Genomic DNA, 14,219 nt, shown 5'->3' on the forward strand with positions numbered 1-14,219 from the left:
CCGTCGGAGCACATGGACGCCGCCGAGCGCCGGATCGTCACGTTCACCGCGGGATCGCACGGGCTCGTTCACACCTACGAGCTGTCGATCCCGATCCTGTTGACGGTGTGGGTCGGAGAGTTCTCGACGACCGCCGCCGCGCTCGGCGTCGTCGTCACGCTCGGCTACGGGCTGTTCGGCGTCGGCGCGCTGCCGGGCGGAATCCTCGTCGACAGCTTCGGGTCGAAGCCGCTCATCCTCGCCTGCCTCGCCGGGATGGCGGGGTCGTTCCTCCTCGTGAGCGTCTCGCCGACGCTCCCCGTCCTCGCCGCGGCGATCGCCGTGTGGGGGCTCACCGCGAGCGTCTACCACCCGGCGGGGCTGTCGCTGCTCTCGACGTCGATCGACCAGCGCGGGACCGCGCTCGGCTACCACGGGATCGGCGGAAACCTCGGGATCGCGCTCGGCCCGCTGGCGACGGCGCTGCTGCTCTTGGCATTCGACTGGCGGCTCGTGACGGCCGCGCTCGCGCTGCCCGCGGTCGCCGTCGCCGCGTACGGCCTCACCGTCGACGTCGACGACGCGGGCGACGCCGCTGACGCGGGCGCCGACGGAACTGGCTCCGCCGACGCGGGCGACGCCGCCGAGCCGGACGGCGCGTCGGACGACGGGACGAAGGGGGAGGTCTCGCTACCGTCGATCCTCTCGGACACGCGGCTCCTGATAGCCGGCGGGTTCCTGATCGTGTTCGCGTTCGTCACGTTCAGTGGGCTCTACTACCGGACGTTCCTCACGTTCCTCCCGGACCTCCTCGGCGACGTGCTCGGCGGGCTCGTCGACGTCCAACTGGTCGACCCGTCGAGCCCCTACGCCGACCAGTTCGACGTGGGGCGGTACCTGTACGTGGCGGTCCTCACGGTCGGCGTGTTCGGGCAGTACCTCGGCGGCCGGATCGCCGACCGCGTTCCCCCGGAGTGGGGACTGATGGCGCTGATGGGCGTCCTCTCGGCGCTCGCGCTGCTCTTCATCCCCGCCACGGGCACGGTCGCCACCTTCGTCGCGGTGTCGCTCGCGCTCGGCGTCGCGCTGTTCACGGTCCAGCCGCTCTCGCAGGCGACCGTCGCCGCCTACTCGCCGAGCGAGGCGCGCGGCCTCTCGTTCGGCTACACGTACGTCGGGATCTTCGGGATCGGCGCGCTCGGCTCCACGCTGGCCGGGACGGTTCTCACCCGCGCCGGGCCCCGAGAGCTGTTCGTCGTCCTGGCGGTCATCGCGGCGCTCGGCGCGCTGTCGGCCACCGCGGTCACGCGGTTCGCGACGCGGCGCGACTGAGCGTCGGCCGACGGCCGCTCAGGCGGAGTGTTTCGCCTCCTCGGGGTCCTCGACGACCTCGAGGCCGCGGTTGTTGACCGCGTACGGGTCGAGACCCTGCTCTTGGAGGAACTGCTTGTAGAGCCGCTCCGCCGTCTCGCCGTCCTTCTGCTTGTCGCTGGCGTGGTCGCAGAGCTCGACGAGGGTCTCGGGCACGTCGTTCTCGTGGACGATCCAGTGGTTGATCGTGTCCGACAGGCGGCGGATCGGCGAGGTGAAGTGGCCGTAGATGTCGAAGTTGAGCGCGTGGTGGCCGCCGAACGGGTCGTTCATGTACTTCGCGCGGGGCATCACCTTCAGCACGGCGCGCTGGATCTTGTTGAGCTGGCGCTCGGGCGACTCCTCGAGGGCGGCGTTGACCGCCTTCCGTGGGTCGTCGCCCCACGCGTCGCCGGGGATGGAGACGCCGTCGAGCTCCTGGATCTCTTTTAAGGCCTCGTTCCACTGGTCGGGGGTCGGCTGCGGGTGGACGCGGTACATCGCCTCGACGCCGCGGTCCCACATCAGCGTGTGCGTCACCGCCTTGTTCGCCTTCAGCATCGACTCCTCGATGATGGTGTGCGCGCGGTCGCGCCGGGGGTTGAGAACGAGCGAGCCGTCCGCCTTGCGCTGCTCGTGCATCCGGTCCGCGAGCTCGAAGGCCAGCTGGTTCTCCTCGCTCAGTGGCAGGTCGGGGTCGTCGAGGCGGTTCTCGCACTCCTTGTAGGTGAGCCGCTCGTCGGAGTTGATCACCGATTTGTAGATGTCGATGTCCTCGAAGGAGAGGGTCTCGTCGTCGATCTCCATCTCGACGGTGTGCGCGAGCCGGTCCTCGTTCGGGACGAGCGAGCAGACGGTCTCGGCCAGCACCGGCGGGAGCATGTGGATCGTGTAGTCGGGCAGGTAGACGGTGTTGGCGCGCTCGACCGCCTCCTCCCACATCGCGGTGTCGGGCGTGACGTAGTGGGTGACGTCGGCGATGTGGACCCACAGCCGGTAGGCGCCCTCCTCGCGCTCGATGGAGATGGCGTCGTCGAAGTCCTGCGCGTCGACCGGGTCGGTGGTCCAGGTGGTGAGGTCGCGGAGGTCCTCGCGCTCGTCGATCTCGGCCTCGATCTCCTCGTAGACGCCCTCGGTTCGGGCCTCGGCCTCGCGGAGGACCTCGCTCGGGAACTCGTCGCGGATCTCGAACTCCTCGAACAGCTCCTCGCGCTTCTCGGCGAGTCGGTCCGCGAGCGCCGGCGTGATCGTCACGGGGCCCTGGTCCTCGGCGGACCCTTGCTTCGGCTCGTCGTCTGACATACCTCCACCAACGCGGGTCCGTTAGAAAGGCCTGTCGGGCGGGGGAGCGCGGCGCTGGCGGCGCGAGCGGCGAGCGCTCTGCGCGCCGCCGGGACGCGCGGCAGCGGTCGCAGAGCGGCCTCAGGCGAGCGTCGTGACGATCGGCGACAGCAGCAGGGCCGCGATGCCGAGCGCGAGGGCGCCGAGGAGGATCGGGACCGCCGACGAGCCGACAAGCCGGAGCGCGGTCCGCCGCGCACCCGCGTCCGAGACGACGAACGGCGAGCCGCCCGCGATCCGCGATTTCACCTCGCCGACGGGCGCGTCGGGGAACGCCTCGCCGTCGCCGACGACCGTCACCTCGTCGCCCGGGCGGAGCGTCCGCTGGACGTACCGGCGCCGCGGGTCGTCGCCGATCGTGAGCGGGCCGACCTCGTACCCCGTCTCCGTGTCGTCGACCTCGTCGACCGCGTCGATGAACCCCCGGACGCGCTCGGGGGGTTCCTCTCCGGCGTCGAGCTTGACCTTCTCGTCGACGTCGAGCGAGAACGTCGCCGCCGCGGGGTCGACCCGGACGCCGGTCCCGCCGTCGTCGACCCGGAAGGGGACGCCGGCCTCTCCCCCGTCGATCGTCACCCACGACTGCCCTTTGCCCTGACTGCGGAGCTCGGAGACGTCGTACTCGACGCAGAGACACGGGTCGCCGCCGAACGGCGCCGGGAGGGTCTCGTCGTCGACCGCGGCGACGCGGCCCGTGACCCGTATCCGCCGCTCCGCGCCGTCGAGCCCGGCCGGACTCGTCGCCGTCGTTCGGAGGAGCCGGACCGCGTCGACGGTGCCGCTCGCGCCGCGCGCGAGGAACGCGAGTCCGAGGACAACCGCGCCGGCGCCGATGACGGTCGTGACGGGATCGACGGCGCTGACGGCGATCGGAACGGAGTCGACGGCGCTGACGGCGATCGGAACGGAGTCGACGGCGGCGATAGCGGTCGGGACGGGGTCGACGGTGCTGGCGACGGCCGAGACGAGGTCAGCGGTCGCGGCCGCTACGTGGAGGGCGCGCATGCGTACGGTCGCGGTACCGAGCCGCGACGGGTAGAATTATCGGTCGCGGTCGCGGTCGGAGCGCGTGCGGTCCGAGCGGTCGCGGTCCGAGCGGCTCCCGGCGCCGCCCTCGTCGGGCCGGTCGTCGGCGTCGTCCGCGACCGCGTCGGCGTAGCGGTCGAGGAACTCCTCGGTGGAGAGGCCGTCGGACTCGATCGAGAGGATCAGCGATTCGAGCCCGTCGCGCGGCTGGTGGGAGATCTCGTCGTCGCAGTCGGCACAGAGGTACTCGAACTCCTTGTCGCGTCGGCTCCAGCGGTCGCCCTCCTTGTCGTACTCGCGGGCGTCCTCCCGCAACACCGAGTCCCCGCACGCGATACACACCACCGTCCGCCGGTCCCGGCTCCCTCGGGAGCGCCACATACGGAGTCCCTCGGTCCCGCCCCACTTAGCGTTTGGTGCGGCGGCTGACGCCCGTCGGACGGTGTTTCGGGTCGGTGGTCGGACGGTGTTTCGGGTCGGCGGTCGGACGGTGTTTCGGAACGGTCGCCGACCGCGGCTCCCGGAAGCCGACGTACAGACATATTACGGTGGGCGCGCTGAGGCCCGTATGACGATCAGCGAGTCCGACCTCCCCGGTGTCGGCAAGAAGTTCGAGATCGAGTTAGGCGACGGCGAGGAGATGATCGTCGTCATCCACAACACCGGGAAACGGGAGGTGTTCCGCCGGAGCGACCCCGACGCCGACTCCGAGAAGGCGTTCGAGTTCTCCGACGACCTCGCGCGGACGATCGGCTCGATCATCGAGGGGGCGTACTTCCAGCCGGTCGAGCCCGACACGCAGGAGACGACGCTGCCGGGGGGGATCCTGCTGGAGTGGTACGAGCTTCCCCCGGGTTCGCCGCTCGTCGGCGAGACGCTGGAGAGCGCCGACATCGGCAACCGGACCGGGCTCGCCGTCGTCGCCATCCAACGCGGCGACGGGGTGCTCGACAGTCCGGGCGCCGGCACCACCCTCCGCGAGGGCGACACCCTGATCGGGGTCGGCACGCCCGAGAACTGCGAGGCGTTCGAGGAGATCCTCACCGAATGAGCGGCCGGCACGGCGCCGCCGGTTTCGGCGCGTCGGGGCGCGGCGGTACGGTCCGCTCTCCCGGAGGTGACCGGTAGTGGCGCTGCTCGACGTCGGCGTCATGTTCGCTGCGGTCGCGGTCGCCGGCGCGGTCGCGAACCGCCTCGGGCAGTCCGTGATCCCCGCGTACATCCTCGTCGGGATGCTGCTCGGGGAGTTCGTCCTCGGTCGACTCGCGCTCCCGGTGATCGGGACCGCCTACGTCCCAGAGACGGAGTTCATCTCGCTGGGCGCGGAGTTGGGGATCGTCTTCCTCCTCTTCTTCCTCGGGTTGGAGTTCAACCTCGACCGGCTGCTCGCCCGGCGGGGACCGATCGGGACGGCGGGGACGATCGACCTCGCGAACTTCGGGGTCGGGCTCGTCCTCGGCTGGCTCGTCTTCGGTGCGTTCCTCCCGGCGTTTCTGATCGCCGGGATCGTCTACATCTCCTCGTCGGCGGTGATCACGAAGTCGCTCATCGACCTCGGCTGGATCGCCAACGACGAGGCGGAGCCGATGCTCGGCACCTTAGTGTACGAGGACCTGTTCATCGCGGTGTACCTCTCCGTCGCGTCCGCCTTGGTGCTCGGCGGCGGCGACGTCGCGGCGGCCGCGGTCGACGTGGGGATCGCCTTGGGGTTCATCGCCGGGCTGTTCGCGGTCGTCCGGTTCGGCACCCCGCTCTTCGACCGGCTCGTCGCGACGGACAACCGGGAGTTCGTGGCGCTCCGCGCGGCGGCCGCGGTCGTGTTCGTCGCCGGCGCGGCGCTCGCGCTCGGCGTCAGCGAGGCGGTCGCGGCGTTCTTCGTCGGGATGGCGTTCTCCGCGACGGACCGGGTCCACACCATCGAGACGGTCTTAGAGCCGGTCCGGGACCTCTTCGCCGCGGTGTTCTTCTTCTGGATCGGGCTCGTCACCGACCCCGCGCTGTTCGCGGACGTCGCGGCGCTCGTCGCGCTCGCCGTCGTCGTCACCACGCCGACGAAGGTCGTCACCGGCTACCTCGCCGGGCGCGCGTTCGACCTCGACGTCCGCCGCTCGACCCGGGTCGGCCTCGGGATGACCACCCGCGGCGAGTTCTCGCTGATCATCGCGACCGTCGCGGTCACCGGCGCGAACGCCGGCTCGTTCGACCCGGCCCTGGCGGGGACGATCAACGCGTTCGCGGTCGCCTACGTCCTCGTGATGGCGGTGCTGGGGACGACGCTGATGGGCTACTCCGCCCCGTTCGAGTCGGTCGCGACCTCGTGGCTGGACCGTGGTGGCGCGGACGGCAGCGGGGCGAGCGGGTAGGAAGTCGGTGTGGCGGTCGTTTGTTTATAAATGGTCGTCAGTGGGTCGACGGTGAACACCACCAAAGCCCCAGTCGATCGCTTATAAATAGCCGACTACGGATCGGCGGCGAACACCGCCAAAGCCCCAGCCGGGAGGCCGCCGGACGCTCGCTGCGCTCCTCGTCGCTCGTTTCACTCGCTCCTGCGGTGCTTGCGTCGTCATCAGAACGCGGAGCGTTCTGATTGGCTCACGAGAGCTTCGCTCTCGTGAACGCCTCCGGCGGCCTCCCGGCTGCCCCTTTGAGTCCCGCCCCGCACCGCTCCGCACAGCGCCTCACACCTCCCCAGCCTCGTCGGCGGTCCTCCGCTTCGCTCCGGACCGCCGACTCCCTCGCGCGAGCGACTCGCGCCCTATCGGGCGCTCGTCGGCACGCGCCGACCGCCGGTTTATAAGTGTCACTCGCCGTCTCGGAGCTATTTATAAAAGAATCGTCGCGCTCGACGCTTACTCGGTCGCGACCGGGCCGCGGCCGACGACCTCTTCGACCGCCTGAACGAAGTCGCTCCGGCTCTCGAACAGCGGGACCTCCGAGTCCGCGAGCACGTCGTCGAGCGTCTGCGGGCCGTCGGGCGTCCGGATCTCGGCGTCGCCCTCCTGTTCGCGGACGTCGCTGTTCTTCGCGGGCCAGGTGAGCCGCGACGCGACGCGGGCGACCGGCTCGCCGGCCACGTCCGGCCCGTCGCCGAGCTCGACCGCCGGCTCCGCTTCCGCCTCCTCGTCTTCCCCGTCCGCATCGGTGTCGCTCATGCCCCGCGGTTCCGCTCGGGCGACACTAATGGTTTCGATGCCGCTCGGGCGCTCACGAGGTCGCCCCGCGCGCTCGGTCCGACTCAGAGAATACACCCGGAATAATTCGGTAACACCGTTATGGTATCCGGAGATAATCTCCGGTTGGGGGCACGGCACACGACTCCCGTATTCGCGCGTCGACGGTCGACGCGCCGGTCTCCGCGTTTTCCGCCGACCGCTCTCGACTGCGAGCCGCGGCGCCCACCGCCCGTCACGCCCAGCCGCGATCGGTCCGGTTCAGCCGCTCGCAGCCGTCCTCGGTGACGACCACGAGGTCCTCGATCCGACAGCCGAAGCGCCCGTCGAGGTAGATCCCGGGCTCGACGGAGCAGACCATCCCCGGCTCCAGCGCGCGGTCGTTGCCCGCGACGAGGTACGGCTCCTCGTGGACGTCGAGCCCCACGCCGTGGCCGGTCCGGTGGACGAACGCGTCGCCGTACCCCGCCGCCTCGATCACGTCGCGCGCGGCGCGGTCGACGGCCGACGCGGGGACGCCGGGCTCGACCGCCTCCACGCCGGCCGCCTGCGCCTCGCGCACGACCTCGTGGACCTCCCGGTACGCCTCGCTCGGCTCGCCGCCGAAGGCGAGCGTCCGCGTCTGGTCGGAGGGGTAGCCGTCGACGCGCGTCCCGAAGTCTAAGACGACCGGCTCGCCCGCCCGGACCTCGCGGTCGCCGTGGCCGTGGTGGGGCTTCGCGCCGTTCTCGCCCGCCGCGACCACCGTCTCGAAGCTGACGCCGCGCCCCCCGCGCTCGGCCAGCCGGTCCGCGATCCAGTCGGCGAGCGCGGCCTCGGTCAGCCCGACCGCGTCGGCGCCCAGCTCGCGGAGGTCCCCGACGACCGCGTCCGCGACCGCAGCCGCCTCGCGGAGCGCCGCCAGCTCGGCCTCGTCCTTCCGGACCCGGAGGTCGGCGAGCGCCTCGCTCGCGAGCCCCCACGTCGCGTCGGGCGCCGCCGCGCGGAGGTCCTGCGTGAACCGCGCCCACATGGTATCGTCGACGAGCAGCCGCCCGCCGTCCAGCCCGCGGTCGGCGAGCAGTTCGCGCGTCGCCGCGACCGGGTCGTCGCCGTCGCTCCACGTCCGTATCTCGGCGATACCCGTCGCCTCCCGGACCTGCGTCTCGTACAGCGCCGGCGCGAGCAGCGCCGGCTCCGGGTCGGCCGCGCTCGCGGCCGGCACGACGAGGAAGAAGTGCCGCTCGCCGGGGTCCTCGGCGAACCCGGTGAGGTACCGGAGGTTGCGGCTCGGGAACGCGACCAACCCCGCCGCGTCGACCTCGTCCAGCCGCCGCGCGGCCCGTTCGCGTCGTCGCTCGTGCGCGTCGGTCGGTCGCTCTCCTTCCGACCGATCCGCGTGTGCGTCGTCGGTCACGCGCCGGAGTTCGGACTCGGTATATAAGTAGGATGGCGTTGCGGTGGCCGCAAGCGGCGCATAACTACGGCGGATCGGTCGCTACGCGATAGCATGTCAACCGAGAACGCCGCGACGTTCGACTGCCCCGAGTGCGACGTGAGCGCCCCCTCGACGTCGGTGCCGTACGACTCGCTCGGCTACGTCGTCTGCCCGGTGTGCGGGTACGCCGCCACGCCGGCCCCGGAGCGGTCGTCGAGCGCCGAGCGGTCGCCGAGCGCGGGCGACTGACCCGGCCGGCGCGAGCACCGGCGTGTGGCGCGCCCGCTCGGTCGTCCCGGAACCGCACCGCTTTAGCCGCGGGGCGCGTCCGCCCGGGTATGAGCTGGTCGCTGGAGCGCGACGACGGCACGGTCACCGAGTGGGAGCGATCGGACGGGTACGCGACCGTCAGGCTCCGCGAGCGCGCGGCGGGCGGCTTCGTCGTCCGCCTCGACGTGATGGAACAGGCGGCCGACGAGTCGGCCTACGAGCGCGTGCGGTTCGACGACCGCGAGGCCGCCGAGGCGCGGGCGACCGAGTGGCGCGAGGAACGCGACCTCGACGACTGAACGGGCGCGACCCCGCCGGTCCGCCGACCGCCGCCTACTCGATGTCGACCGCGTCGTCGAGGAAGACCTGACACTCCACGGTCCGCCTCTCTGGGTCCTCGGCGAAACACTGGTAGATGTCGTACGTCTCGTTCTCTCGCGGCTCTTTCACGACCGCGTCGCCGAGGGCGTCCGCGGCCGCGTCGACGCCCTCCCGGTCCGGGTAGACGAAGGTGAGGATGCCGCAGTCGTCGACCTCCTCGCGCTCGCAGAACCCGAACAGGAACCCGTCGAACTCCAAGATCGTGCAGTCGGGCTGTTCGACCCGTACGCTCGCGTTCAGCCGCTCGCGGTAGAACTCGACGACCGCGTCGCGCCGCTCCGTCGCGTGGAAGACGATTCCGGTCATAGCGGTCGCTCGCGGCGGAGGCACTTCATCGCTCCGGGCGACGCGGTCGACGTCGCCGGACGCGACCTCACCGTTCCGGGTGCGTCGGCGCGTCGAACCCGCCCCGGACGAGGGGCTTCGCGACGTGGCGGCGCGCGCTCGGCGGCACCTCGTACCACCCCGCGTCGAGGTCGCGCTCGATCGGTTCCGCGACCTTCCCCGGCGCGCTCGTCCCGCAGTCGCGACACCGGTAGCCCTGCCCCCTCCCCGCCGACGACATCGAGCGGCCGCAGTCGGGGCAGGTCGGCACCGCGGGCGCGGTCCGGACGAGGTCGCGGACGGCGAACTTCTCGAGCTTCAGGGTGCTCTCGGGTCCCGCCGCGTCCTCCCGCACCTCGTGTTCGCCGCAGAGGGTGACGCGGTCGCCCGGCCGGAGCGCCCGGACGCGGTCGCGGAACCGTCCCGTGGGCGCGAACGCGACGGCGCGGAGGGCGTCGGCGTCCGCGGCGGGACCGCCTCTGCTCGCCTCGTCCGCGCCATCTCCGCTCGCGACGTCGACGTGGACGTGGCCCCCCTGTTTCGTCTCCGGCGCGCTCGCCACCACGCCGGCCACGCGGTACCCGGCGCCGTCGCGGAGGTCGCCGATCCGGCCGGGCGCGAGGTGGGCGTCGGTGCCCTGGTTCGTCAGGAACGTCGCCGCGCGGTCGACCGGCTCGCTCTCGATGTCGGCCGCGACCGCCCGGCACGCGGCCGGGTCGTCGCCGCGGATCCCGTGGAGGATCGGGCCGGGGGCGTTCGGGACGCAGACGGTCGCGCCGGTCTCGCGGTCGACCGTGTCCCAGACGGTCGGGTACCCCACCTCGGCGGCGGCGAAGACGCTCTCGGCGCCGACCTCGCGGGGCGTCCCACAGCGGTCGAGCTCGCGGTAGGAGACCCGCTCGAAGGTCCAGTCGTCGAACGCGGCCGGCGCGCCCACCGCCGCGAGCGCGCCGATCCGCCCGCGTCCCGCGACGGCCTCGGAACCGTTCTCCCCGTCGGCCCCGCCGGCCGAGTCGACCGCGGCGTGTCGGAACCCGTGTTCCTCGGCGAGTTCGACCGCCTCCGCCACGGAGAGTCGCTCCCGGAGCGCGCGGCGCGCGAACGCGGCAATCTCGTCGGGAATCGGCGCTCCGGTCGGATCGAAGGGGTCGCCGCCGACGTCGCGGTCGGCGACGACGACGCCGGGGGAGGTCCGGGGGTCCGCGGCCGCGGCGAACTCCGCGACCGCCTCGACCGCGACCGTCTCGGCCCGCTCCGCGTCGACCCCGGAGACGTGGAGCGCGACCGCGGCGTTCCCGCGCGTCTTGTGTTTCACCGCCGGGTTCAGGCGGACGAGGAGGCGCCGCCGGATCCGGCCCCCGTCGTCCGCCATCCGCTCCGCGATCCGCGTCGCCACGTACGTCGTGCACATCCCGCGCTCGCGGGAGTCGGTGTCGTCGACGGCGACGATCGGCATGTGCCCGCGTTCGCGGCGGCGCGTCAAGCCCCTTTCGAGGGCGGCCGGGGGGAGCTCCCTCGAAGGCGACCGAGGGAGATCCCGCCGATCATCGACCGCGTCGCGCCGCCGGTCGAGTATTTAACGGTTTCCCGCCTCGAACGCTGGAAATCGCAGGCGGGCGGCAGTTTCGTCGGCAGCGGGACGACACAACGCATATATACGGCGAGCCGCTTGTTTCGGCTATGTCCCGGACTGCGCTCATCGGGAACGTCACCGCGATGCTGGAGGACGCAGGGTTCCTCGTCAGCGACCGGTGTGCGGTCCGGCCCAAGAGCTTCGACGTGGCGGCCCGCCGCGACGAGGACCTCCTCCTCTTAAAGATCCTCGGCAACGTCGACGCGCTCGACGCGGAGACCGGCGCGGAGATGCGCCGGCTCGGCGAGTACCTCAGGGGGACGCCGATGGTGATCGGGATCCGCACCCGCGACGAGGAGCTGAAGCCCGGCGTCGTCTACTTCCGACACGGCGTGCCGGTGATCAACCCCGACACCGCCTACGACCTGTTCGTCGAGGGGATGCCGCCGCTCATCTACGCCGCGCCCGGCGGGCTGTACGTCAGCCTCGACGGCGACCTGCTCGCCGACGAGCGCGAGGAGCGCGGCTGGTCGCTCGGCCGCCTCGCGACCGAGCTGGGCGTCTCCAGGCGCACCGTCTCGAAGTACGAGGACGGGATGAACGCCTCCATCGAGGTGGCGATCCAGTTAGAGGAGCTGTTCGACCAGCCGTTCTCCAGCCCGGTGGACGTACTCGAGGGCGCCGACGAGGTCCGCGACTCGGAGCCGACCCCCTCGGCGCCCGAGGCGGACCCCGACGACGAGCACGTCCTCGGCGTGCTCACGAGCGCCGGCTTCACCGTCCACCCGACCGCCCGCGCCCCGTTCAAGGCCGTCTCGGAGGACGAGGACAGCCCCGCGACGCGCGTGCTCACCGGCCACTCGGCGTTCACCGCCGCGGCCGAGAAGCGCGCCCGGATCATGTCCTCCATCGGCGAGGTGGCGCAGACCCGCTCGGTGTACTTCACCGAGGAGGACGAGAAGCGCGAGTCGGTCGACGGCACCGCCCTCGTCTCCTGCGAGGAGCTCGCCGCGGTCACCGACCCCGAGGAGATCCGCGAGCTGATCCGCGACCGCGCCCGCGCCCCCTCGGAGGCCTGACCGCGCCGCCGCGGTCCGTTCGCTCTTCGCGTTCTATTCTCGTCGCCGAAAATTCTCCTCGCCAGCCGCTTCACCGACCGAGGAGCCGGCTGAAGAAGCCGCCGTCCTTCTCCGGCTCCCCGTCGTCGTCCGCGGATGACTTCTCCTCGGTTCCCGCGTCCGCCGTCCCGTCGTCTGCGTTCGCCGTCTCGTCGTCCGCGTCCGCCTCGCTCTCGCGGTCCTCCTCCGACAGCACGGTGTTCATCGTCCCGGAGTCGTCATCGCGGAACGGGATGCTGCCCGCGAGCTCGTCGTCGATGTCGTCGTCTCCGCGGCCCTCGGCCTCGTCACCGCCGGCGTCGCGTCCGCCGGTCGCCTCGCGCGCCGTCCGGTCCGCGTCGGGGATCGTGTCCGACTCCTCGTCCGTCGCGGCCTCGGGGCCGGTGGCCTCGAGCTCGGCAGCCGCTCTCCCGCCGCTCACGGACTCGTCACCGGCGTCGGGTCTGCCGGCCTCGTCGCTCTCGGTCGCCTCTTGGTCGGCGTCGATGCCCTCGCGAGCCGCCCCGTCGCCCTCGTCGACGGACTCCTCCGGCTCGTCGCCGTCGTCGGGTGTTCCCTCGTCGGTCGTCTCGCCTCCGTCATCGTCGGAGGCCTCGCTCCCGCCGTCACCCGTGTCGTCGTCGCCGTCTTCGTCGGTGTCGTCGTCCGCGACGTCCCCCGCCGCTTCGCTCTCGCTCGCGACGATGATGTCCTCGCCGTCGCCCGGCTCCGCCACCCCGGCGGCGTCGGGGTCCGCGACGATGATGTCCTCGTCCTCGTCGGCGCCCTCCCCGTCTTCCGGTTCCACGGCGTCGTCCTCCCCGTCCGCCTCCGCTCGATCGCCGTCGTCCGGGTCGTCGGCCGTCGCCTTCGGCCCGTCGTCGACGATCACCGCGTCGTCGGTCGCGGCCGGCTCCTCTTCGGTTTCCTCGTCGGCTTCGCCGGCTCCGTCCGCTCCTTCGCGTCCGTCGTCGCTCTCGCCGTCCTCCTCAGTCTCCTCTCCGCCCGCCTCGGCGCCGCCCGCCGCCTCGGCCGCGGGCTCGTCGAGCCCGGGCCCCTCCACGTCCGCGCCGGTCAGCGCTCGGGCGAGGTCGCGGTACGCCCGCGTCGCCGGCGCGTCGGGCGCGACGGAGAGCAGCGGGCGGTTCGCCGCCGCGGCCCGGGCCACGGCCTCGTCGTCCGGCACCCGTCCGAGGACGGGGGCGTCGAGCAGGGCGGTGACGACCTCGTCCGTGTCGTCCGTCACGCGGGTGATCGCGGCGCCCGCGACCGTCCCGCCGAGCCGCTCGGTCAGCTGTCGCGTCTTCTCGGTGTCGCCGAGGGCGCTCCGCTCCGGGGTCGAGACGAGCAGCGTCTCGTCGGCGATCGCGAGCGGCAGCGTGGAGTCGTGCGAGAGCCCCGCGCCCGCGTCGACGAACACGAAGTCGGCGTCGTCGAACGCCTCGACGACCCGGCGGAGCCCGGAGGGGTCAGCGGCCGCGTACGCGTCGAGGTCGGTCGCGCCCGGGACGACCCGGAGCCCCGACGACCCCTCGCGGACCGCCGCCTCCGGGTCCGCATCGCCGGCGAGGACGTCGTGGAGGGTGGTCTCGCCCGGGGTCACCCCGACGGCGCCCGCGAGGTTCGCCATGCCGAGGTCGGCGTCGATCGCGACGACGTCGGCGCCCGACTCCGCCAGGATCGTCGCCAGCGCGGCGGTCGTGGTGGTCTTCCCGACGCCACCCTTCGCCGACGCGACCGCATACACCGTTGCCATACGGTGAGGGTCCGGCGACTGCTACTTAAATGTAGGCGGCGGCGCCCGGACCCGGACGACGCGTCGACCGCGTTCGGTCCGTAACTCGTCCGGAATCCGCTCGGAATCGGCGCGCAACCCCGCGGGCTTTCGCAAACACCTTATACGTCGCTTGTAGAGTTTCAGGCGATTAGTAGCATGGCGAGACCAGAGGTGCTCAACTCGATCAAGGAGGCCGAACGGGAGGCGGACGAGATCATCGCGGACGCGGAGTCGGACGCCGAGGAGCGCCTCGCCGAAGCTCGAGAGCGCGCGGACGAGATCCGCGCCGAGGCCGAGGAGGAGGCGGAGGCCGAGGCCCAAGAGCGGCTCGAAGCGGCCCGCGAGGAGATAGAGGAGCGGCGCGAGGAGATCCTCGAATCGGGGCGCGACGACCGCGACGAGCTCGAACGCGAGGCCCGCGACCGGGTGGAATCGGCCGTCGACTACGCCGTCGAGCGGTTCGAGGCGGCGGTTCACGACCAGGCCGAGGAGGCGGTGGATGCTCAGGCCTGAG

General features: G+C 72.1%; 15 protein-coding genes. 7 read left to right on the plus strand and 8 right to left on the minus strand.

Annotated features, from left to right (window positions below):
- Positions 1-12 precede the first annotated feature (12 nt).
- Positions 13-1,311: an MFS transporter gene (locus DVK07_RS01075; protein WP_121595317.1), complete on the plus strand. Its 1,299-nt coding sequence runs from the start codon at positions 13-15 to the stop codon at positions 1,309-1,311.
- Between the two features lie 18 nt (positions 1,312-1,329).
- Here DVK07_RS01075 and DVK07_RS01080 read toward each other — a convergent pair whose 3' ends face one another.
- From DVK07_RS01080 to DVK07_RS01090, 3 genes are all read right to left on the minus strand, one after another.
- Positions 1,330-2,631 carry a ribonuclease R family protein gene (locus DVK07_RS01080; RefSeq protein WP_121595318.1) on the minus strand — a complete coding sequence of 434 codons (1,302 nt, stop codon included), beginning with the start codon at positions 2,629-2,631 and terminating at the stop codon, positions 1,330-1,332.
- A gap of 120 nt (positions 2,632-2,751) precedes the next feature.
- Complete coding sequence (locus DVK07_RS01085) at positions 2,752-3,675, minus strand: E3 ubiquitin ligase family protein (protein ID WP_233565357.1); 924 nt, start codon at positions 3,673-3,675, stop codon at positions 2,752-2,754.
- Between the two features lie 36 nt (positions 3,676-3,711).
- Entirely contained in the window at positions 3,712-4,077 is a 366-nt protein-coding gene (locus DVK07_RS01090; RefSeq protein ID WP_121595319.1) for a hypothetical protein, read from the minus strand.
- A gap of 187 nt (positions 4,078-4,264) precedes the next feature.
- Here DVK07_RS01090 and DVK07_RS01095 point away from each other — a divergent pair, with 187 nt between their 5' ends.
- Together DVK07_RS01095 and DVK07_RS01100 are read left to right on the plus strand one after the other, a co-directional pair.
- A complete protein-coding gene (locus DVK07_RS01095; RefSeq protein WP_121595320.1) occupies positions 4,265-4,747 on the plus strand; it encodes a cation:proton antiporter regulatory subunit in 483 nt (160 codons plus the stop codon).
- A gap of 76 nt (positions 4,748-4,823) precedes the next feature.
- On the plus strand, positions 4,824-6,059 hold the full coding sequence (locus DVK07_RS01100; RefSeq protein WP_121595321.1) for a cation:proton antiporter: 1,236 nt from the start codon (positions 4,824-4,826) through the stop codon (positions 6,057-6,059).
- Positions 6,060-6,545: 486 nt separating this feature from the next.
- On the opposite strand, the gene DVK07_RS01105 is transcribed toward DVK07_RS01100, so the two are convergent.
- On the minus strand, positions 6,546-6,848 hold the full coding sequence (locus DVK07_RS01105; RefSeq protein WP_121595322.1) for a DUF5789 family protein: 303 nt from the start codon (positions 6,846-6,848) through the stop codon (positions 6,546-6,548).
- 253 nt (positions 6,849-7,101) lie between these two features.
- Entirely contained in the window at positions 7,102-8,262 is a 1,161-nt protein-coding gene (locus tag DVK07_RS01110) for an aminopeptidase P family protein (RefSeq protein ID WP_121595323.1), read from the minus strand.
- A 93-nt stretch (positions 8,263-8,355) separates the two neighbouring features.
- Here DVK07_RS01110 and DVK07_RS23190 point away from each other — a divergent pair, with 93 nt between their 5' ends.
- Together DVK07_RS23190 and DVK07_RS01115 are read left to right on the plus strand one after the other, a co-directional pair.
- Positions 8,356-8,532 carry a hypothetical protein gene (locus DVK07_RS23190; RefSeq protein ID WP_017341991.1) on the plus strand — a complete coding sequence of 59 codons (177 nt, stop codon included), beginning with the start codon at positions 8,356-8,358 and terminating at the stop codon, positions 8,530-8,532.
- Positions 8,533-8,621: 89 nt separating this feature from the next.
- Positions 8,622-8,852 carry a hypothetical protein gene (locus DVK07_RS01115; RefSeq protein WP_121595324.1) on the plus strand — a complete coding sequence of 77 codons (231 nt, stop codon included), beginning with the start codon at positions 8,622-8,624 and terminating at the stop codon, positions 8,850-8,852.
- A 34-nt stretch (positions 8,853-8,886) separates the two neighbouring features.
- Here the strand turns inward: DVK07_RS01115 and DVK07_RS01120 are convergent, their stop codons facing one another.
- Positions 8,887-9,240, minus strand: a complete 354-nt coding sequence (locus tag DVK07_RS01120) for a VOC family protein (protein WP_121595325.1) — start codon at positions 9,238-9,240, stop codon at positions 8,887-8,889.
- 67 nt (positions 9,241-9,307) lie between these two features.
- Positions 9,308-10,714, minus strand: a complete 1,407-nt coding sequence (locus DVK07_RS01125) for a tRNA(Ile)(2)-agmatinylcytidine synthase (protein WP_121595326.1) — start codon at positions 10,712-10,714, stop codon at positions 9,308-9,310.
- 224 nt (positions 10,715-10,938) lie between these two features.
- Here DVK07_RS01125 and DVK07_RS01130 point away from each other — a divergent pair, with 224 nt between their 5' ends.
- Positions 10,939-11,910 (plus strand): transcriptional regulator, encoded by a 972-nt coding sequence (locus tag DVK07_RS01130; RefSeq protein ID WP_121595327.1) that lies wholly within the window; start codon positions 10,939-10,941, stop codon positions 11,908-11,910.
- A 70-nt stretch (positions 11,911-11,980) separates the two neighbouring features.
- Here DVK07_RS01130 and minD read toward each other — a convergent pair whose 3' ends face one another.
- Entirely contained in the window at positions 11,981-13,684 is a 1,704-nt protein-coding gene (minD, locus tag DVK07_RS01135; RefSeq protein ID WP_121595328.1) for a cell division ATPase MinD, read from the minus strand.
- 177 nt (positions 13,685-13,861) lie between these two features.
- Here minD and ahaH point away from each other — a divergent pair, with 177 nt between their 5' ends.
- A complete protein-coding gene (ahaH, locus tag DVK07_RS01140) occupies positions 13,862-14,218 on the plus strand; it encodes an ATP synthase archaeal subunit H (protein WP_017341997.1) in 357 nt (118 codons plus the stop codon).
- The last annotated feature ends 1 nt before the right edge of the window (position 14,219 follow it).

It is taken from the genome of Halorubrum sp. Atlit-26R, from assembly GCF_003666015.1.
GTDB lineage: Archaea > Halobacteriota > Halobacteria > Halobacteriales > Haloferacaceae > Halorubrum.